This window comes from bacterium, assembly GCA_030649055.1.
Taxonomy (GTDB): Bacteria; Patescibacteriota; Minisyncoccia; order UBA6257; family JAUSGH01; genus JAUSGH01.
Map to the genome: position 1 here is coordinate 1 of JAUSGH010000012.1, position 19,460 is coordinate 19,460.

Genomic DNA, 19,460 nt, shown 5'->3' on the forward strand with positions numbered 1-19,460 from the left:
GTGGATGTGGTCGCGGGAAATGTCGCAACAGCGAGTGGCACCGTTGATTTGATTAAGGCGGGAGCGGATGCGATTAAGGTGGGCATCGGGCCCGGGGCGGCGTGTTCCACGCGCATCGTGGCGGGTTCCGGCGTGCCGCAATTTACGGCGGTCAAGGCGTGCGTTGAAGCGGCGAAGAAATACAATGTACCGATTATCGCCGACGGCGGAATAAAAAATTCCGGTGACGTGGCAAAAGCCATTGGCGCAGGTGCCTCAGCGGTCATGATCGGCAACATGTTTGCGGGAAGTTTGGAATCGCCCGGCGAGTATTACATTGAAGACGGGGGAGCATTTAAGATTTATCGCGGGCTTGCCTCGCGCGATGCTTCCATGGACCGCGGAGCGCGCGAAGCAAATGCCGAGCGCGCCGACCGCGCGCCGGAGGGCATCGGCTACCGCGTCACGTATAAAGGAGAAGTGAAAAGAATCCTCGGCAATCTCGTGGACGGACTCCAGTCCGGTATGAGTTACACTGGCGCCCGAAATTTAAAAGAATTTGCCGATAAAGCGGAATTTGTGCGGATGACCGATGCGGGTATGCGCGAAAGCGTGCCGCGGAGCCATCAGCAGTAAGGGCGGGGTGCGGGTGGTATAATAAAAAATAGTGGGAGGCCGCATCGAGAAAGGAGGTGCGCGATGGAGACCATGGGCTTGCACGTGCTTTGGGTTTTCGTGCGCGACTATCTTGCGGGAAAAAACGCTGACGCGCAGAACGTCACGCTTGCCCGGGATCTTGAGTGGCGCGGTATTACGGACGGCGATCGTATCGCGAAGTTCACGTGTCCGCGGTGCCGGGAGCCGCTGTATTTCCTTGAAGGGTTCGGTCCGGCGTGTTCAGGTTTGCGTGGCGGTTGCGGATTGAAGGCGCCGCGCGGGAAGCGCGTGCCATTCGAGAAAAAGAATTAGGAGATGCAGGATGGCAATTACGGTTGATGACATCGCTGAAGCGGTGGACATTGAGGAAGTCATCCAGGAGTACATGGCGGGCGGGTTGGACAAAGAACAAACCCGGGAGATGCTCAAAGAGCTCATGAAGCTCAAGGTAAGCCCGGGTGACCGCCTACTGTTCCGTTACCCGGTGCCGGATCCGAATAATCCTGCGGTGCCGCCGCGCTGGTATGCCTACGCGGTACGGTGTCCGAGGTGCAGGAAGCCGTCCGTGTACTTCTTCCAGGACTTCGGTCCGGGGTGTTCGGGAATGGACGGCGGATGTGGCTATAAAGTGCCAAAGGAAAAGCGTCCGTGGTACGATCCGCCATCGGATGTCAATCGTGGCAGGGCGCCATACAAAACATAACGACCCCCAAGCTCGTGATGAGCAAGGGGGTCGTTCGCTTTTTGTTCTTTCGGAGTTAGTCCGCGCGGCCGTACTTCTTTTTGAGGTAGACCGTGTAGTCCGCCAGGAACTTCGGACCGAAGTTCCTCGGAGAGAAGGGGAGCGGCAGCCACTCTGCGGCCGAGGTTTTCCACGCACCGGTGATTGTGCCCTTCGTGTGTGTGAACAGGCGCACAGTAGGGTCGTAGTGTTTGCCGGTGAGAATGGCTCGCCTGATTGCGGCTCCGAGGAGCCGCTGTCGGTCGCGGTACATGACGCTGGGTGGCATCGTGCCATCGCCTTCGGCCACGATCATGACCGACTTGATGTAGGGATCCTTCGCGCGCCTCATGGCACGAACAGCATCTTCAACCGGATAGATCGGGTGAAAATCCTCCTCGTTGGACATCGCGCCGAAATACATCCGGTCGGTGACGGCGCTCTCGCCGGTCGCGATGGACACGAAGTAGTTCCGTAACGGGCACTTCAGGGGATCATGGGAGGGATTGTCCATCAGCGCCTCGCCTTCGCGGATCGTCTGCGTGATCGAGATGTTCAGGACGTCGATCTTCGAGAGCGGTACGCGTGCGTAGTCTTCAAAGAGCACGTCGGCGAGCGTCGCAATCACCGCGGTGCCGCCATCGGATGTTCCGCAGATGAGGATGCAATCCTCGCCTACGGTATCGCGCAGAAAGTCGCGACAGCCACCGCAGGGCATCGCGAACCGCTTGGGGGTTCCGGATTTGTGCCCCGCGAGAATAACGAGCGCCGGAGTCACGGGGTTTTCGATGGAATTTTGCCGGGAGGCGAGTGCGGCAATCACGGCCACTTCAAGGTGAAGCGAGTCGCAGTTGCCGGACTCTACATTCTCGGATTGCGCGATCGCGAGCTCGCCGGCTCCTACGCAACCCTTCACGTGGTATCCGGAGAAGATCGGATTTCCGGATTTCGCCTCCGACGCGCGCGTAAGGAGCATGAGGTAGTACGGCGCCATCACGCGCTCCACCTTCGTAAGCGGCCGGAGCGAATGTTCGCCGTTCTTCGTGATCACAAGCCGCATCAGTTCCCACTTCGGCATGGTTGTCTCCTTTCGTTTGTTCATACCTTTAATAGCAGTGCTACAAGGATACTAATGCGTTTTTGTGAAATATACAACTTGGCGGAGGGGGTGGGAGTCGCCTCTCATTTTTGCTACAACTCGAGACCTTCGCTCCCTCTTCGGGAGCTGCGGCCCGCGGTTCGAATCCGTCACCAGAAAAATTTGGCGTGGCATGAATGCCATCCCAAATTTTTGCGGAGGGGGTGGGAGTCGAACCCACGATGCCTTGCGGCATACCGGTTTTCGAAACCGGCGCAATCGGCCACTATGCGACCCCTCCAAATCAACGTCTTCAGTATAACGAAATTGCACAAAAGGTCAAAAAGTGATAAGGTATGAAGGAAATTGCCCTCGTAGTTCAACGGATCAGAACAGTCCCGTCCTAAGGGATAGATCGAGGTTCGATTCCTCGCGAGGGCACATCGGGCTTTAAGCTTTTGTTTATCCCTGCTACGCTTGAAGTAGCACGGGATATTTTTGGAGGGAGACCGATGATTGAGCGGCTGAATCTCATCAAAGGGCCGGAAGGTGAAGGAGCCGGCAAACCGGACATCATGGAAATGATGGACGTGAACGCCGCCGGAATCCTCGTGCGCCGGTTGCTGCGGTATACGCTTCGGGAGTACAATGAGCGTGCCATGCGCGAGTCGCTTAGCAAGCGATTCGTGCGTCACACAAAGCACTTGGTCGCGATGCAGGCCGCGCACATAGAGCGTGTGCTCTGGAATGGCAACGCGCTTACGCGCCGGCTGCTCATCGGCATTCCGCCGAAGGAGCGCACGGAGAACGAGGAAGAAACGCTCATGAATCGGATCCGCGAGGTTGAATTCGCGCTTCTGATGCATGAGTGTGCCAAGATGAATCCCAAGTGTCGTGGCGGCGTGAACCCCGACCGTCACATGGAGGAAACGTGCAACGATACGCTGACCTTCCTCGCTGACTACCGCAGGAAGCGCAAGCCGCTGGCCGATCGGATCGCCGCGATGGTAGAGGTTTCCGGGTCGCCGTACTCCATATACGCGAAGCACACCGGCACGCGCACGCCGGCGACGGTTGAAGAGGCCATCGTCTTCGCGGCAGTGAACTTGGATGCAATTGACTTCTGGGGCGCGCGCGACATCGTGTGGATCCGCCAGCATCCGGAAATGCTGGGTGGGGAGAGTCTGGAACCCGAGCATGTCCGGGAGTCGCTGGAGTTCGCCAAGCGCATGTGCGACGACGCGGCGAAGCGAGTGAACAGTCTGAATCTCCGCAAGTTGGACGGGGCCGAAAAGAAATCCATCGCGGATTTCGGCATTGCGTACTGGCGCCGGAGCGAACAATTCTTCGCGTTCGTTGAAGAGTGGTCTCCGCAGAGCTTCGTTGAGTTCCGCGGCGCATGTACTGCATTCCTTCGCGCGGAATTCGGAAAACGCATCACGCGTCCCGAGTGGAACGTCGGTTCGCGCATGCCCAACATACACGACTGACTGCCGTGCTTTTCTTCGGAAGAGTGCGGCAGTTCAATTTTTATACGGCCCGTTCTTATGCTGGTGTTCTTGAGAACACCAGCATAAGGAATCGGAGATGGTGCGGGTGCTTTTGAAAAAAGTTTGATATGGTGCTATGCTGTATGCAAAACAGAAAAGCCGATAAGAAGGGCCTATAGTGAAGCGGTATCACGGATCCATGGCATGGATCAAGTTGGGGTTCGACTCCCCATAGGTCCACGAATATGTCTGAATATCTTGAACAAGAAGAAGATGAAGAGGGCGGCTTTGACGCCGAAGCCGCCGAACAACAGGAATCGGTGCGGTTGGAAGGCGTTGCGCGGGAGATTGACTCGGCCGCAAGTTTTCCGATGCTCTTTGGCATTGGGTTAATCACCTCGCTTTTTAATCGTCCGGCGAAAAACAAAGAAGAGGAACCAAAACCCAAAAACAATGAACGGAGAGCTGCGTGAAAAAATACGGCAATATATTTTGCAATCGCCGCTTGCGTTAATGGACAAAGCGGAGTTTTCGGATTTCCTTTCGCGCGCGAAGGAAGATGAGCTCGCGCCACTTGTTCAATTGTTTGAGAAAGACGCGAGTTGGGTCACAAAACTTTTTCATAACTACCAAGATAAAAAAGCCGCGTTTGCCAGCCGCGACCCGAAGCTATGGGAGAAAATTTTAGACGAGGAAGAGCGAATGCTCCGCGAGCGTTAGCCTAAGAGGCTTCGTATCTTTCCGCGTACTTCACTGATGAGTGCGTTAAGGCGGCTATAGTCGGCCGGATATCCGACGAGTTCCATAAATCCGGCACCAGAAACGGTTTTTTCGCCTATTGTGCCGGATACATCCACGGGACCCTCCCAATAATTCATTCCGGCGAGGAGCAGTTCTTCGTCGGCGAGTGGCGCGTGCGCGGAAAGACGTATGGCGGCGTCCGGTATAGAGATGTCCCATGAGAGGGGATACTCGGCGTTTGTGCGCGGACTTTTCCATATATCCGTGCCGGGCGTGAGTGTAAGTTGAGTATAGTGCGCGCTTGTGCCATCCGGTCGTAATACATCAACGAGCCCTTCTTTTTTCTCGCCGTTCTGATACTCCACGCACATGAGGTCGATGCCGTCGTGCAGTTGCAACGAGAACCAATTCCACCGGTCGCGCGCGTATGGGACATTCGCCCATTGGTGATCCATCCACGCCTTGCCTTCAATCGCAATCCAATTGCCATCAACGAGAATGGAACCTGTGACACGCAAATCCGTCAGCGAATAGTAATAACTTTCGCGTCCGGCAACAGAAATAAAACCCGTGCCCGCCTCAAGGAGGGGTTGTTTTTGTGAGACGAGCGAGAGATTGAGATTTTTTGATTTGAGTTGATACGTGAACGGCGCGGTTTCGGTGATTTCTGTCGGCACCTCATGGCGGGTCAGTGGGTCATGGTATGAAACGTAGAGCAGGGGATTCCCGAAGCTCTCGCGCGAAATAAACACCACATGCTGCGCGTCTTTGAGTGCGGTTTGTTTGGTGATGTTGGAAAGTACCGCGTGCGCGAAATACGCGTGCGGCATGTGGCTTTGCAGCGGCAAACTTTTTAAGAACGGAATTTTCGCCTTCGCCACGTCGGCGCGGAAAAGACAGTTGGTGAAACTGTACCGATTGCCGGAAGCATCACGCAAATGGCCGTTCCAATACCACCATTCAATCGTGGCGTCGTGCGATTGCTCGTCGCTGGGAAAAACGATTGGCGTTGGAGGGTTCGGCATATGTTTTCCAGTATACTGCTTTACGACGCCACGGCGCTACTTACATAAAGAAGTGGCCCGAGGCGCTGGTGCGCCTCGGGCCGGTATAAACCGCGTTCGAACATGTGACTTGTCTACGTCTCGGTTCCCGTGAGGAGCGCGACGAGCTCGGCGGCCTCGGCGATCTTCTCCTCGATGATGGGCGCCGGAAACTTCGCCTTTGCCCATTCGGTGGAGAACTTGAGGTTTTTGTGGAATGGCCCCTGGAGCTTGAGCACTTCGAGGGGCGTCTTGCCCCACTCGGTCGCGAGGCCGAAGACCACCTGCTGGATCCACGCGACGCTGAGCGCCTGACTCAAGTCCGCGTCGCGGAGAATCTGTCCCGAAAGACCAACCGCTTCCGATGGTGATGTGTGCGGGAACTCGGTGGCCTTGATGAGCTCCGCGATGTTCTCGAACTCACCCGCGTCTTCGGGGGCGAGATGTTGTTTCAGTCCCGCGATGGCCCGTTCGATGTTTGCTGCGTCGGGACCGGGCACGCCAGTGTGGTCGAAGTCATGGAAGAGCGCCGCGATGAGGAGTGTGCGCACCTCGCGCTTCGTGAGCGTCGTGTCATAGAACATGCACGCGTTGTAGCACAGCCATAGCACGTGGCACATGTGCCGGAAGTTGTGGTACGGGTTGCACAGGTTTTCCGCGCGGTTGAAGACCGATCGGAAGTAGCTGACGAGATTGCCCTCGTAGCGTCCCGTCGCGTTGTTGATGATGGCGGGAATACTGCCGCAGATCTCCAGTGTGGAGCCCATGTTGGCCTCCTTGGTAAGGTGCCGCTAATCTCCCCAAACAACAGCGTCTGAGGTTGCGCTTATGCTAACACGCCGACGCCGATTAAGCAAACGGCTCAACGGCGCCTCCCGTTGAGCCGTTTGGAGTTATTCAAACTCAAGCTTGCGGTCCCCGAGACCCTTTCGGGTCTACCGCATTTTCCCGCGCAAAGCGGTGGGGGTGAGATTCGAACTCACGGTACCCTTTCAGGTACAGCAGTTTTCAAGACTGCCGCCTTAAACCACTCGGCCACCCCACCGTTGGCTCTAGCATAGCCTAAAACAGTAAGTTGTCGCAATACTCGGGGTTGTATAGATAACTTCTCTATGATAGTATTTGCCTCAGTGAAGGCGTAAACGACAAGGAGGTTCCCATGCGTTCGCGTCATGAGATACTGGCGAAGCGGTGGAGGTTTATCGGGATATGGGGCTGGATGGCGAGTGTGCTGATACTATTGGCGCTGAACATCGCGAAGGGATGCGGCGCGCATTGGGCGGAGGTGGCGGTGAGGAGCGGATGGTCCGTGTTTCTTGTTGCCGCTATCTTCGCGCTCTACTTCTACGCTCGGAGCAAGTGGAAGTTTCACGTGCTGCGCTATTGCCGCGCGTGCAAGAGAGAGATGAGCGGCGATAAACCCGAAGAGCGGTGCAACGCGCCAGAATTGTGGGGGCAGTTTGCGGTGTGCGACGCGTGCCGGAGCAACGCGGATTTCTACGCATCGCTGCCAAATTGCGAGCCCTCGCTGTGGAACGAGGAGCTGGCGAAACGATGGTTTCGCATATTGCTTAGGGCATTGGGATGCATCGTGGTACTCATGATCGTTTCTCTCATCCCAAACGGTGAGCCCTTGAGTGATATCGCGCTCGTGCTACTGCTTTGTGTGTTGCCCGTGTCATTTCTCTCTTCCGAGAAGTGGAACGCGTACAACACGGCATTCTGCGTCCGTTGCAAGCGCGACATCGCGCTCTGTGAATCCCGGGTGTGGGTGAATAGCGCGGCGGTGGTTTGTGAACAATGCGATGACGTGGAGTGTAGAAACAATGACGACGACGATGACGGCGATGAGTTCGCCGGCGCGTGAAGAAATGACGCCGCTCGGTTCCAGTCGGGACCGAGCGGATTCTTTTTATACAGTTGCATTAAAAATGCTTTCGTGATAATATGTCATCAGTGTTGAGGTGGCGGTTTCCAAGTTTAACGGAGGTGCTTATGAATTCCCGGATGTGGAGAGTCGTTGAGGTGGTCGGCACGGCGCTTGTGGTATGCGATACGATACTGCTTGCCGCGTGCTGGTTGCTTATGCAGTTCGTTCTCGCCATGGTCGCGCGCGGGATTTGGCGCACAACTCCCGGCTGGCACGGCGTGGTCGGAGCCGCGACGTTCGCGCTATTCACGACAATACTCTGGGCGCTTGCCGTGTGGAGTATGCGGCACGCTCGTCTTCGCGATGACTTGTAAACGAAGAACTCGCGCTATATCGCCCTGGCTATTGTCAGGGCGATCACTATTTTCGCGCCCGCGGTTTTGAGCATCCGGACGGCTTCGCCGATGGTCGCGCCGGTGGTGAACACATCATCAACGAGTAGGATATTTTTTCCTGCGATGGCGGTGCTGTGTGGATTTATCGCAAACGCATCTGCAAGATTCGCGCTGCGTTCCGCGCGATCGCGCATCTTTGCCTGTGCGGGGGTTGCTTTGACGCGCTGAAGCACGTCCGTTACGAGCGGCAAGCGAAGATGCGCCGCAACGTGCGTCGCAAGTAGTTCAGCCTGATTGAAGCCGCGTTCCTCAAACCGGTCGGCGTGAAGCGGCACAGGCAAGACAGTGAACCCCAAAAAATGATAATCAAGCGTCGTAAGATATTGCGCGAGAAGCCCGGCGAGCGGCACGGCGGCAGCGCGCAATTTTCCATATTTCAAGCGCCATATGAGTTTTTGCACCGCTTCGTTGCGGTATGAGGCGGCGCTGCCTAGCATGTAAAGTGCCTCGGGGTGACAAATTTTCGCGTTCCCGGGCAACCGCGCGCCGCAAACAGAACAAAACAGCGTGTCAAAAAGCGCGATGCTGCCAAAGCACGCAGCGCAAACATTTTGCGTTTTTTCTTCCGGCAAAAGATTTTTCTCGCACGCAAAACAGAGCGGCGGGAAAAGAATGTCCAGCACCGTGTCTTTTATTGCCGCAAGCGACGGGATTTTCATGATATACTGATGGTATGGTGATTGCCGGCGAATGGCAAATTGTTTAGAGCTTATAGGATTTGTCATTCCGGGCTTGACCCGGAATCCAGTGTGTGCAAATTCTGGATTCCCGCTGGAGTTTACCCGCCTTTGGCGGGCGGGAATGACACTGTTATTTTTATGGAGTTTAATTTTTTTAAAAACCTTTTTTCTCCGCGCACCTATCTTGGCGTGGACATCGGCACCACGTCATTAAAAATCGTGGAGATGAAGCGCGGGAAAGAGAACGTCGAATTGTTGAACTACGGCTATCTGGAAAGTTTTGATTATTTGGAACGCGCGAACGAGGCGTTTCAGACGAGTACCTTAAAGTTGCAGGAGGAGACGGTGGCGAAATACTTGCGGGCACTCATGAAAGAAAGCGGTATTGCCGCGCGTCCGGTGATTGCCGCGCTTCCGTCGTTTTCATCGTTCACCACACTTATTGAAGTGCCGATGCTCTCGGACGAAGAGCTGGGTAATTCCATGCAGCTGCAGGCAAAACAGTATGTGCCGATGCCGATAACGGAAGTGAAGCTGGACTGGCAAAAAGTGGGGGAGCGGCGCGACACCGACGGCCGTGTGCTGCAGCAGGTGCTGCTCATTTCGGTGCCAAATGAAGTCATCAGCCGCTATCAGAACATTTTCAAGCGCGCGGGGTTGAACCTCCTGGCGCTGGAAGTTGAAGGTGTAAGTTTGGCGCGCGCCTTGACTACCGGTACTACCGGCCCATCGCTCGTGATGGACATCGGTTCGCGTTCAACAACGATAGTGGTCGCCGAAGGGGGATTGATGAAATTCGCGGGGCAGACCGATTTTGCGGGCGCGACGCTCACGCAAACCGTCGCGACGGGGTTAAAACTCGGTAATCGCCGCGCGGAAGAAATGAAGCGGCACCGTGGCTTGACCGGAGCGGCGGGAGAGTATGAGTTATTCACACTGCTGTGCCCAATGGTAGATGTTATAATAAATGAAGGAATGCGTGTAAAGAAAAATTACGAAACGCTGTATAAAACAGCCGTTTCACGCATCGTCCTTTCCGGCGCAAGCGCGAACTTGCCCGGTCTTGACCGTTACATCGCGAAAGAAACGGGTCTCGCGGTTTCGCACGCGGAACCGTTCGCGCATATCACCTACCCCATGCGTATGGCGCCATTTCTTTCAGATTTGGGGCCGGTACTTTCGGTGGCGATTGGGTTAGGACAAAAGGAGTTGTGATGGGATAAAATAAAGCATAAAAACAACGAAGCAATAAAGCATAAAAATACAAAAGCAAGAAAGCGCACAAGAGCGCCGCGTTGCTTCTATGCTTAGTTGCTCAAATGTTTTTTTGTGCCACACGATGCCAGAGCTTTTACAAAATAACAGCGCGTTGCAGGATCGCGACACCGGACCAGGTGTGCCGTGGAAGATTTTTTTATTCTCTATCATTTTACTTTCCACCGCGGTCGCGGGATATGTCGGCGTTCGCGCCGGGTATGAGCCGTATGTCGCGGGAAAGTTGGATACAGTGAACGCGGGGCTCAAAGCGCTCTCCGAAGCGGTGCCGGAGCGTGATCAGGCAAATCTTTTTAAGTTTTATTCCCAGATCGTGAACTTGAAGGGGCTGTTGGACAAACACGTCATTGCGAGTAAAGTCCCCGCGTTTTTAGAAAAAACAACGAATGCAAAAGTTGTGTATACGAATCTCGGCGTAGACGCGATGCGCCGCATTGTGACGCTTGAAGGATTAACTGACCGCTATGAGACATTGAGCGAGCAGTTGGAAGCCATTCGACAGTCATCGGATGTTGAATCGTATTTGTTGAATGAATCGCGCACCACGGAAGGAAAGGTGCGTTTTCGAATTTCCGCGACACTAAGACCCGAGTTGTTTCGTGATTAAAAAACATGCGCCATTCTACTAAACGCATCTTGAGCTTATTCGGCAGCGCGGCATGCTTTGTCGCGGCGCTTATTGTCTACGCCGCGTTTTTGCAGCCGCTCTATGCGAGCGTCAACACCATGCGCGGTGAGCTCGCGGCAAAGTCAAAACTGTACGACGACCAGCAGCGCATCATTGCGAAAGTGAACGATCTTGTCGCGCAGTATCAAGGCAAAGTGAAAATTCAGGACACTATTTCCACCACGCTTCCGTTTGAACCTAACGCGTCGTTTGTTGTGGCACAGCTTTCGGCAATCGCGGCGGGGAATAGTGTCGCGGTGCAGGAATTGAACACGCAATTGCTGCCGGTGGATAAGCCATTAGCAAACATGGGTGGTCTTAAAGGGTTGGGCCGTATGCGCGTTTCGGTGAAACTACTCGGCTCGTACGCGGGGCTTAAAGGATTTTTGCAGGGCGTGGAAACCAATTTGCGGCTCATGGATCTTGTGGAGGCGAAAGTTGAATCAATGCCGAAAAGCCCGGATACGCTTTCCTTCGCGTTGCTTATTGACGCATATTATCAGGCCGCGCAGTAGCAAAGAAGCAATAAAGCAAAAAATCAAGAAAACAACGAAGCATCTATGCTAGATTCTAGATACTAAATTCTAAACACCCTATGCCATTCATCGTTCCCGAAAAACAAAAAAGCATTCCATGGTTCGCGATTATCGCGACGCTGTTTATTGTTGCCGTGATTATTGTGGGCGCGTATTATCTCTTTTTCTCGCCGGCGCCGGCGATTGAAGTACTTGTTCCCGCGCCGCTTCAGAGCGCGAATCAACTCTCGTTCATTGAAGTGGACCCGACCACGGTCATCAACAGCAAAGATTTCCGCACGCTCCGCAGTTACACGGGGTTATTGGGCGTGGGGACACAAGGGAGGCAAAATCCGTTTCTGCCGTTCTAGTGTAACGTCAGGGGTCGGGTGACCGGTGACCGACGTCCGACGACCGATGTCCGATGTCCGATGACCCTCGTCTTCCGTCTTCCGTCACCCAACACCTGACACCCGACACCAGACATCAAACCATGGACTCCAAACTTCTTCTTAAATCATTAGTAGACGCCGGCCTCTTGACGCAAGAGGCGCTTTCCAGCGTGCTCCGCGAATCAACATCGCTCCAGAAAGACGTAGAGAGTATTATTGTTGAGCGGAAAATTGTTGCTGAGCCGGAATTGGCGAAAGTGAAAAGCCGCATTGTGGGTGTGCCGTACAAAGCCGTGGAGGCAGGCAGCATCAGCGATGAGGTGTTAAAAATGGTTCCGGAGGAGACCGCGCGTGGCTACAAAATTTTACCTATCGGGTTGGAGAAAAATCTGCTGATTGTCGGGATGCTGAATCCGGACGACACCGCGGCGCAGGAAGCCCTGCGGTTTATCGGAAAGCAAAACAAAGTGAGTTTGGGTGTGTATCTCATCACCAAAAGCGATCTCGACGCCGGGCTACGCCGCTACGCGCCGTTTGCAAATGAAATTCAGGAGGCGGTGAAGGGGCTGAAGTTGAAAGGTGGGGAGACCACGGCGCGCGTTGTGCAGTTGGAAGAAGGCGGGACACGTGTGGCGGAAGAGGCGCCGGTGATCAAAATCGTTGCGTCGCTTATTAAGGAAGCGGTAAATATCAACGCCTCCGACATTCACATTGAGCCGCAACGTACGCGTCTGCGCATCCGCTACCGCGTGGACGGCCGGTTGCAGGAGGCGACGTCGTTGCCGTTGGCGCTGCATCAACCGATTGTCTCGCGCGTGAAAGTGCTTTCGGAACTGAAGATTGATGAAACACGCATCCCGCAAGACGGCCGTTTTCGTTCGGCATTGTTCGGCCGCGACATCGACTTCCGCGTTTCCACATTTCCGACGCCGACGGGGGAGAAGGTGGCTATCCGTGTGCTTGACCCAACGGTGGGATTAAAAACATTGAGCGACATTGGCATGCTTCCGCTTGTTGAGGAAAAAATCCGCGCCGCCATTCAAAAACCGTTCGGTATGGTGCTCGTCACCGGCCCCACGGGCTCCGGAAAAACAACGACGCTCTACGCGCTCCTCCAGATTTTGAACAGCGAGGAGGCGAACATTGTGAGCTTGGAAGATCCGGTGGAGTATGTGGTGGACGGGTTGAACCAATCGCAGGTGCGTCCGGAGATCGGGTATGATTTTGCCTCCGGCTTGCGCCAGATTTTGCGGCAGGACCCCGACATCGTCATGGTCGGGGAAATCCGAGACAATGAAACCGCGGCGCTTGCCGTGCACGCGGCGCTTACCGGACACGTGGTACTCTCAACCCTTCACACAAATAACGCGTTAAGTGTTATCCCGCGTCTGATTGACATGAAGGTGGATGCGTTTTTGTTGCCGTCGGCGTTGAATATCATGTTGGCACAGCGGCTGGTGGCGCGTCTTTGCCAAAAATGTAAAACCGAAAGCGCTCCGTCCGAAGATTTGCTCGCGGAAATCAAAAAAGAAGCGGACCGGCTTCCGGCAGCGGTAAAAAAATTGTTGCCGGAAAAAGGCGGGTACAATATTTATCATTCGCCCGGATGCGCGGCGTGCAACGGCAAGGGCGTTGAAGGGCGCGTGGCGTTGTTCGAGGTGTTGGAAATGACCAAGGAGTTGGGTGACGTGACCACCAGCGGAGTCACCGAAAGCAAAGTTGCCGAGGAAGCGCGTCGGCAGGGGATGGTGACCATGCGCCAAGATGGTGTGGTCAAAGCCCTGCAGGGCCTCGTCGCTATGGAGGAAGTGCTTCGGGAAACGAGTGAATGATGGTATAATAAGCAAGAAAGCAATAAAACAATAAAGCAATAAAAACACAAAAGCAAGAAAGTGCACGAGAACGCTCCGTTGCTTCTATGCTTACTTGCTTAAATGTTTTCTTTCGTGCCATGACCGAACATCAACAAAAACTGAACGAATTATTATTGACCACCGCGACGCAGAACGCGTCGGATTTGCATATTGCCGTCGGACGGAAGCCCATCATCCGGGTTGACGGCGCGCTTATTCCGCTTCAAAAAGAACCCGTCATAACGCCGGAGGAGGCGACCGGGCTTATTATGGCGCTCTTGACTCCGGAGCAAAAGAAACAGCTTGAGGAAGAAAAAGAAATTGATTTCGCATACGCCTTCGAAGACAAGGCCCGCTTTCGCGTGAACGTGTATTCCCAGCGTGGATTTTTGGCGGCGGCGCTTCGTCTTATTCCTGCCAAAATCCAAACGATTGAAGAGCTGAACCTGCCGCCAATTTTACACGATTTCACGAAACTTTCGCAAGGTTTCATTCTCGTGGTCGGTCCCGCCGGTCACGGCAAGTCCACAACCATCGCCGCGATGACCGATGAAGTGAACCATACGCGCATGGACCACATCATCACGATTGAAGATCCGATTGAATATCTATTTGAACAGGACCGCGCCATCATCTCCCAGCGCGAAGTGAAGCTGGACACGCCAACATTTCATCGCGCGCTTCGCTCGCTCCTTCGGCAAGATCCGGACGTCGTGATGATCGGCGAAATGCGCGACCACATATCGTTTTCCACCGCGTTGACCGCCGCCGAAACTGGACACTTGGTGTTTTCAACGTTGCACACTAACTCCGCTTCGCAGACCATTGACCGCATCATTGACACCTTCCCGGCGGAACAGCAGGGTCAGGTGACTTCGCAATTGGCCGCGACGCTCGTCGCCATTGTCTCCGAACGGCTGGTGAGCAAAGTGGACGGAGGCAGGGTGCCTGCCTGTGAAATCATGATTGTGAACTCCGCCATCCGCAATCTTATCCGCGAGCGCAAGTCCTATCAAATTGACCTCGTGATTGAAACAAGTATGCAGGAGGGGATGATGTCGCTGAACCGTTCGCTCGTGAATTTGGTGAAACAGCGGATGATCACGCCGGAAGTCGCGGAAACTTATTCGCAAAATCCGTCGGAATTAAGAATTCTTCTTCAAAGGATTTAATAGGACCTATAAGTCCAATAGGTCTTATAGGACTTATATGGTGCCATGAAATACCAATACAGCGCGCGCACAAAATCCGGTGAGATGCAGATGGGTTATGTGGAATCCGGCAGCCGCGAGGCGGCGTTCCAGATGCTTTCCGGTCACGACCTTTATGTGTTAAGCATTGAGGCCGAGCGCGAGCCGACGTTTTTGACGCACGTTGCGGATTATTTTCGTCGCGTGAAGTTATTGGACGTCGCCATTTTCACGCGGCAATTCTCCACCATGTTGGAAGCGGAGATTCCGCTCGGCGATACACTCAAAAGTTTATATCGTCAGACGACCAACGCAATTCTCCGCGAAACGATTTTTGAAATATCGTCGGATATTGACGCGGGGTTGTCGCTTTCGCAGGCGCTTGGGAAGCACGGCAACGTGTTTGATAATTTTTATGTAAATCTGGTACGCTCGGCGGAAGTCACGGGTAGAGTTGAAGAAGTGATGGGTTTTTTGGCGGATTATTTGGAGAAAGAGCATATCTTGCAGTCAAAGGTGAAAAACGCGCTTATCTACCCGGCGTTTGTCGTGGGGTTGTTTGTGGTGGTCGCGGGAATCTTGATCGGCGTTGTGTTCCCGCAGATCGGACCGATTTTTGAAGAATCCGGCGTGCAATTGCCACTCCCCACGCGCGTGCTCATCGGCGCGGGGAACTTTTTGGCCAACTGGTGGTTTGCGGTGGTGATTGTCTCCGCGATATTTCTTTTTATGGCGATTGACTACGCGCGCAGTCGCGAGGGGAAAATTGTGATAGACCAAATCAGCGTGAAGTTGCCGGTGTTCGGGCAGTTGTTCGTGAAAACATACGTCGCGCGGTTCGCGGAAGCGGTGAATGTGTTGATCCGCGGCGGCATCCCCATCGCGCAGGCGATTGAAATCAGCGCGGACACCATCGGCAGCGACGTGTACCGCGAGGCATTAAAAGAAGCCGCGGCGGGAATAAGGCGTGGAGAGCTGATGTCCGCGACGCTGGAAAAAAACGAAACATATTTCCCCGCGATTGTGAGCCAGATGATCGCGGTGGGGGAATCCACCGGAAAACTGGACGACATGTTAAAGCGGCTCGCCACATTTTATACGCGCGAAGTGGATGACTTGGTTACCAATCTCGTGGAGCTCATTCAACCTGCGCTGATGGTCGTGGTCGGCGTTCTTACGGGGCTCCTCTTCGCCTCACTCCTCTTGCCGCTCTACAGCTTGGTGCGGGCGTTTTAGAAAGAACTCGCTCAATATGCTACTATAATAGATATATTTATCGAAAGGTCGAGTTTTGCTTTCAAATTGTTATGCAAAATAAAAAATCAGGTTTTACGCTCATTGAAGTTCTGATCGTGGTTGCCATCATCGGTCTCTTGGCATCCATCGTACTGGTAGGTTTGGGCAGTTTCCGCGCGAGAGGGCGTGATGCGCGCCGTGTGGCGGACTTGCGCCAGACGCAGAATGCACTTGAGCTTTTCTACACCCAAAACATCGCGTACCCGGATGTGAACAGCTGGAGTGCCTTGGAGACTGTGTTGGTAGGCGCGAGCATCGGCGTTTCAAAGATTTCCAATGATCCGCTGGGAGGTTCGCGGTCATACGATTACGCGGCGGGACCGGCGGCGGGTAATGGACCGCAGAGCTATGCGTTACGCGCGCAGCTCGAAGATCCGGCAAACCCCGTCTTGAACGATGACGTGGACGGCACGGTCTTTGGGCAAGATTGCAGTGACCCCTTCTACTGCGTGCAGTTTTAGAAAAGGAAGAAGCGCAGAAATGAGCGCTCGCATTGTCGCCCCTCGTCGAAGTAGTTTCCAACTACACCTCCTCGGGGCTTCGCGCGATCACTCCATTTCTGCGCTTCTTCTCAATTTGTTGTTATAGCGAGAAAGCTCGGCATAGTGTTGTGAGCGGGTTTGTCGGAGGCGATTCGGCATGGTGTCCGATGAACACATTGGACCGAATCGCCGAGACGTTAAGGCCAGTCGCCAAAGGCGACTGAGCCGAACCCGCGAGCAATACTATGTCGGGCTTTCTGACTGATATATTCGCGATTACTCCCTCTATGTACGCACTGCTTTTCATCTTCGGATTAGCCATTGGCAGTTTTTTAAACGTCGTCGCGCTGCGCTACGACCCCGACAAAGGTTTTAATTTCCGTTCAATCGGCGGACGTTCGCGCTGTTCTTCGTGCAACACACAGCTACGTTCGCACGATTTGATTCCGCTTTTGAGTTTTCTCCTCCTTCGCGCCAAATGTCGCTATTGTCGCCATCCGCTCTCGTTCCGATACCCGATAGTTGAACTTGTCTCAGGATTTATTTTTCTTTTGCCGCTCTATTTCAGTAATCACTTCGGCCTCGCGCACCTGCTTGCCGTGAACGACACGCTTATCTGGTATTACGCGCTTATCGCCATTTGGACGCTTGCGCTTCTCGTGTTTCTGCTCATCGCGCTTATTGATATCCAACTCTACATTATTCCGAACGGATTAAACTGGACGCTTGCGGCGCTTGGCGTTGCGCGCGCAGGGATTCTTTTTTGGTACGACAAGTTCGATACAACGTACGGAACATTTTTGGGAAACTACGCGCTGCTCGCCGGTCTTAGGGAAAATGTGTTTGTAAATATCGCGATGGGCGCGCTTATCGGGGCAGGTTTCTTTGGTGTTATTATTGCCGCGACGCGTGGTCGGGGCATGGGCCTCGGTGACTTGAAGCTTGTGGGCGCGCTGGGGCTGCTGTTCGGCTGGCCGGACATTGCCCTTGTTATTGTCTTCGCCTTTGTTTTCGGGTCGCTCTACGGCGTACGTTTGCTTCTTGCCGGAACAAAGTCGCTGAAGGACGCCGTCCCCTTTGGTCCGTTTATCGTGCTGGGCGCCACATTTGTGGTGTTTTTCGGCTACGATATCGCGCAATGGTATTTTAATTTCTTTAATATCACATGAGTCCCATTCGCATTATTTTGCGCCAGATTCGCATTATTCGCGACTACTCCCGGGGTTTTACCCTTGCCGAAGTCATCGTATCTGTCAGTGTCATGGCGCTGCTTTCCGCGGTATTCATCGGGTACTCGCGTTCCGGCAGCGCGCAAATTAAAATATTGAAAAATAAGAGCGAGTTTATCGCGATGATGTATCGCGCGCGGTCACTCGCTGTTGCGACGTATCAGTATGATCCGCCGGAATGCGGCTACGGCATCCATGTATTTACCGGCGAGAGTCCGGTGCGGCGGTATGTGCTCTGGCGCGATACGGCCGGAAACGGGGATTGCAATGACGCCGACCCCGCACTCCGCGCAAACGGCATCTATGACATAAACAGAGATGCAAACGGCGACGGCAAAAACGATGAGGACGTGGAATTTTTCACGCTGGACTCTGGCATTGAGTTCGGAAATGTCGGCGCGGCGGATTTCATGAGCGACATTCTTTTTATTCCTCCGGATCCGCGCATTATCCGGAACGGTAATTCCGGCGCTGTCGGTCAATTACGCGTCGTTATTGGTACTCCCGACGGCTCCTCGGGAAGTACCTTGAATGTGAACGACTACGGCCAAGTGGAAGAATAGCGCGAAAATTTCCAATTTCAAATATCAAATTCCAAATTAAGGAAGGGAGCATTTAAATCATTAGACATTTATTAGAAATTTGAAATTAGATATTTGGAATTTTCGCTGTGCTATCCTAAACATATGCTCCGCCGCCCTTCTTACTTCTTACCTCCTACGTCTTACGTCTCCCAGGGTGGCATCGCCCTCATTGAGGCGGTCATTGCGATTTCCATCGCGACGGTGGGCTTGCTGGCGCTCTTTACACTGCTTACGCGTTCATTGGGTTTGCAGCGCGTGGTTGCGGAACGTTACATTGCCTCAAATCTTTCCGCGGAAGGCATAGAGCTCGCGCGTAATCTCGTGGGCACAAACTTTTTGCGCGGCACCGCATGGAATGAGGGGCTTCCTTCGTCGCCTGGGGAGTATGAAATGGACTACAACGATGAGGAGCTCACTCCTCGCGCCGACCGGCCACTGCGTTTCGACGGAACATTTTATAGTTACGACGCCGGCGCCGAAACAGCGTTTTATCGTACTATTACCGTTTCGCCTATTGGCTCACCGATTGAAGAATTGGGCGTGCGTTCCGTTGTGCGTTGGACGTCACGCGGTATCCAATCGTCCATAGACGTGGAAGATCATTTATTTAATTGGCGCTGCACGCCCGGAATTCCGGGATGTCCGTAGGATATGAAAGCAAAAAAGCAAGAAAGCAAAAAAGCAAGAAAGCAGGCTGCCGGCTTCACCATCGTAGAGCTCCTTATCGCCGTTGGCTTATTTTTGATTGTGCTCTCTATTATAAGCGGGGCTTTTATTGAGGCGTTGCGGACGGAGCGGGCGACATTGCGCCTGATGGCCGCGAATGACACGGCGTCATTTGCGCTGGAGCAAATGGCGCGCGACATCCGCGTCGGTACGGATTTCTCCCTCGTTGGACCGAGCGAGTTGCATTTTAACGACCGTGTTGGAACGGAAGCTGTTTACCGGCTGAACGCCGGACGCGTTGAAAAGAGGAGCGGCGCCGGAGCGTTTACTCCAATCACCGCGAATACGGCACTCGTGACCACGCTACATTTCGCGCTGGCGGGTGAGCTAAACACCGACAGTCTCCAGCCACGCGTGACTATCGCGATGTCTGTTGGCGCTACCGGACGCGATATCGCAGGCGTAACAACCGCGGTGCAAACAACGGTGACGCCCCGCCTTTTGGACGTTCCATAATGTTATAATGAAATAAATATAGGCCTTCGATAAACTCAGGCAATAATTATTCGCCGAGCGATGTCGAAGCGTTACAATATT

At 54.0% G+C, this 19,460-nt stretch carries 24 protein-coding genes and 4 tRNA genes; 22 read left to right on the top strand and 6 right to left on the bottom strand.

Features of this window, described 5'->3' with window-relative positions:
* The 3 genes from Q7R85_02625 to Q7R85_02635 all read left to right on the top strand — a co-directional run.
* Nucleotides 1-615: IMP dehydrogenase (locus Q7R85_02625; protein ID MDO8584994.1), on the top strand; the 615-nt coding region annotated here is incomplete at its 5' end.
* A 63-nt stretch (nucleotides 616-678) separates the two neighbouring features.
* The gene (locus Q7R85_02630; protein ID MDO8584995.1) at nucleotides 679-948 is read left to right on the top strand and encodes a hypothetical protein; all 270 of its coding nucleotides are present in this window, start codon (nucleotides 679-681) and stop codon (nucleotides 946-948) included.
* 10 nt (nucleotides 949-958) lie between these two features.
* Nucleotides 959-1,339 carry a hypothetical protein gene (locus Q7R85_02635; protein ID MDO8584996.1) on the top strand — a complete coding sequence of 127 codons (381 nt, stop codon included), beginning with the start codon at nucleotides 959-961 and terminating at the stop codon, nucleotides 1,337-1,339.
* Between the two features lie 55 nt (nucleotides 1,340-1,394).
* Here Q7R85_02635 and Q7R85_02640 read toward each other — a convergent pair whose 3' ends face one another.
* Nucleotides 1,395-2,459 carry a hypothetical protein gene (locus tag Q7R85_02640; GenBank protein MDO8584997.1) on the bottom strand — a complete coding sequence of 355 codons (1,065 nt, stop codon included), beginning with the start codon at nucleotides 2,457-2,459 and terminating at the stop codon, nucleotides 1,395-1,397.
* Nucleotides 2,460-2,651: 192 nt separating this feature from the next.
* Nucleotides 2,652-2,736 (bottom strand) — tRNA-Ser (locus Q7R85_02645).
* A 67-nt stretch (nucleotides 2,737-2,803) separates the two neighbouring features.
* On the opposite strand from Q7R85_02645, the gene Q7R85_02650 reads away from it, so the two are divergent.
* From Q7R85_02650 to Q7R85_02670, 5 genes are all read left to right on the top strand, one after another.
* Nucleotides 2,804-2,876: transfer RNA gene (locus Q7R85_02650), tRNA-Arg, on the top strand.
* A 71-nt stretch (nucleotides 2,877-2,947) separates the two neighbouring features.
* Nucleotides 2,948-3,925: a hypothetical protein gene (locus Q7R85_02655; protein ID MDO8584998.1), complete on the top strand. Its 978-nt coding sequence runs from the start codon at nucleotides 2,948-2,950 to the stop codon at nucleotides 3,923-3,925.
* Between the two features lie 169 nt (nucleotides 3,926-4,094).
* Nucleotides 4,095-4,165 (top strand) — tRNA-Ala (locus Q7R85_02660).
* A 5-nt stretch (nucleotides 4,166-4,170) separates the two neighbouring features.
* Nucleotides 4,171-4,398, top strand: a complete 228-nt coding sequence (locus Q7R85_02665; GenBank protein ID MDO8584999.1) for a hypothetical protein — start codon at nucleotides 4,171-4,173, stop codon at nucleotides 4,396-4,398.
* Nucleotides 4,379-4,645: a hypothetical protein gene (locus Q7R85_02670; protein ID MDO8585000.1), complete on the top strand. Its 267-nt coding sequence runs from the start codon at nucleotides 4,379-4,381 to the stop codon at nucleotides 4,643-4,645. Before Q7R85_02665 ends, Q7R85_02670 begins: the two co-directional genes overlap by 20 nt.
* Here Q7R85_02670 and Q7R85_02675 read toward each other — a convergent pair.
* The 3 genes from Q7R85_02675 to Q7R85_02685 form a co-directional block, all read right to left on the bottom strand.
* Nucleotides 4,642-5,691, bottom strand: coding sequence for a lipocalin family protein (locus Q7R85_02675; protein MDO8585001.1), 1,050 nt, complete (start codon nucleotides 5,689-5,691; stop codon nucleotides 4,642-4,644). The genes Q7R85_02670 and Q7R85_02675 overlap by 4 nt on opposite strands.
* Before the next feature lie 113 nt (nucleotides 5,692-5,804).
* Nucleotides 5,805-6,476, bottom strand: coding sequence for a hypothetical protein (locus tag Q7R85_02680; protein MDO8585002.1), 672 nt, complete (start codon nucleotides 6,474-6,476; stop codon nucleotides 5,805-5,807).
* Nucleotides 6,477-6,667: 191 nt separating this feature from the next.
* Nucleotides 6,668-6,754, bottom strand: a tRNA-Ser gene (locus Q7R85_02685).
* Between the two features lie 114 nt (nucleotides 6,755-6,868).
* On the opposite strand from Q7R85_02685, the gene Q7R85_02690 reads away from it, so the two are divergent.
* Both Q7R85_02690 and Q7R85_02695 read left to right on the top strand, forming a co-directional pair.
* Complete coding sequence (locus tag Q7R85_02690) at nucleotides 6,869-7,576, top strand: hypothetical protein (GenBank protein MDO8585003.1); 708 nt, start codon at nucleotides 6,869-6,871, stop codon at nucleotides 7,574-7,576.
* Between the two features lie 128 nt (nucleotides 7,577-7,704).
* Entirely contained in the window at nucleotides 7,705-7,953 is a 249-nt protein-coding gene (locus Q7R85_02695) for a hypothetical protein (protein MDO8585004.1), read from the top strand.
* Between the two features lie 14 nt (nucleotides 7,954-7,967).
* Here Q7R85_02695 and Q7R85_02700 read toward each other — a convergent pair whose 3' ends face one another.
* Nucleotides 7,968-8,759, bottom strand: a complete 792-nt coding sequence (locus tag Q7R85_02700; protein MDO8585005.1) for a ComF family protein — start codon at nucleotides 8,757-8,759, stop codon at nucleotides 7,968-7,970.
* Between the two features lie 93 nt (nucleotides 8,760-8,852).
* Here Q7R85_02700 and pilM point away from each other — a divergent pair, with 93 nt between their 5' ends.
* The 12 genes from pilM to Q7R85_02760 all read left to right on the top strand — a co-directional run bounded on the left by pilM (nucleotide 8,853) and on the right by Q7R85_02760 (nucleotide 19,379).
* Nucleotides 8,853-9,929, top strand: coding sequence for a type IV pilus assembly protein PilM (gene pilM, locus Q7R85_02705; GenBank protein ID MDO8585006.1), 1,077 nt, complete (start codon nucleotides 8,853-8,855; stop codon nucleotides 9,927-9,929).
* Nucleotides 9,930-10,053: 124 nt separating this feature from the next.
* The gene (locus Q7R85_02710; protein MDO8585007.1) at nucleotides 10,054-10,596 is read left to right on the top strand and encodes a hypothetical protein; all 543 of its coding nucleotides are present in this window, start codon (nucleotides 10,054-10,056) and stop codon (nucleotides 10,594-10,596) included.
* A 5-nt stretch (nucleotides 10,597-10,601) separates the two neighbouring features.
* The gene (locus Q7R85_02715) at nucleotides 10,602-11,171 is read left to right on the top strand and encodes a hypothetical protein (protein MDO8585008.1); all 570 of its coding nucleotides are present in this window, start codon (nucleotides 10,602-10,604) and stop codon (nucleotides 11,169-11,171) included.
* A gap of 80 nt (nucleotides 11,172-11,251) precedes the next feature.
* Nucleotides 11,252-11,542: a hypothetical protein gene (locus tag Q7R85_02720; GenBank protein ID MDO8585009.1), complete on the top strand. Its 291-nt coding sequence runs from the start codon at nucleotides 11,252-11,254 to the stop codon at nucleotides 11,540-11,542.
* Nucleotides 11,543-11,664: 122 nt separating this feature from the next.
* Nucleotides 11,665-13,395 (top strand): GspE/PulE family protein, encoded by a 1,731-nt coding sequence (locus tag Q7R85_02725; protein MDO8585010.1) that lies wholly within the window; start codon nucleotides 11,665-11,667, stop codon nucleotides 13,393-13,395.
* A gap of 119 nt (nucleotides 13,396-13,514) precedes the next feature.
* Nucleotides 13,515-14,588 (top strand): PilT/PilU family type 4a pilus ATPase, encoded by a 1,074-nt coding sequence (locus Q7R85_02730; protein MDO8585011.1) that lies wholly within the window; start codon nucleotides 13,515-13,517, stop codon nucleotides 14,586-14,588.
* A gap of 45 nt (nucleotides 14,589-14,633) precedes the next feature.
* Complete coding sequence (locus Q7R85_02735) at nucleotides 14,634-15,842, top strand: type II secretion system F family protein (GenBank protein MDO8585012.1); 1,209 nt, start codon at nucleotides 14,634-14,636, stop codon at nucleotides 15,840-15,842.
* Between the two features lie 71 nt (nucleotides 15,843-15,913).
* Nucleotides 15,914-16,363, top strand: coding sequence for a prepilin-type N-terminal cleavage/methylation domain-containing protein (locus Q7R85_02740; protein ID MDO8585013.1), 450 nt, complete (start codon nucleotides 15,914-15,916; stop codon nucleotides 16,361-16,363).
* A 308-nt stretch (nucleotides 16,364-16,671) separates the two neighbouring features.
* Nucleotides 16,672-17,553 carry a prepilin peptidase gene (locus Q7R85_02745; GenBank protein MDO8585014.1) on the top strand — a complete coding sequence of 294 codons (882 nt, stop codon included), beginning with the start codon at nucleotides 16,672-16,674 and terminating at the stop codon, nucleotides 17,551-17,553.
* Nucleotides 17,550-18,176 carry a type II secretion system protein gene (locus tag Q7R85_02750; GenBank protein ID MDO8585015.1) on the top strand — a complete coding sequence of 209 codons (627 nt, stop codon included), beginning with the start codon at nucleotides 17,550-17,552 and terminating at the stop codon, nucleotides 18,174-18,176. The genes Q7R85_02745 and Q7R85_02750 overlap by 4 nt, the downstream gene beginning before the upstream one ends.
* Before the next feature lie 123 nt (nucleotides 18,177-18,299).
* Entirely contained in the window at nucleotides 18,300-18,845 is a 546-nt protein-coding gene (locus Q7R85_02755; protein ID MDO8585016.1) for a hypothetical protein, read from the top strand.
* A gap of 3 nt (nucleotides 18,846-18,848) precedes the next feature.
* Entirely contained in the window at nucleotides 18,849-19,379 is a 531-nt protein-coding gene (locus tag Q7R85_02760) for a prepilin-type N-terminal cleavage/methylation domain-containing protein (protein ID MDO8585017.1), read from the top strand.
* Nucleotides 19,380-19,460 lie beyond the last annotated feature (81 nt).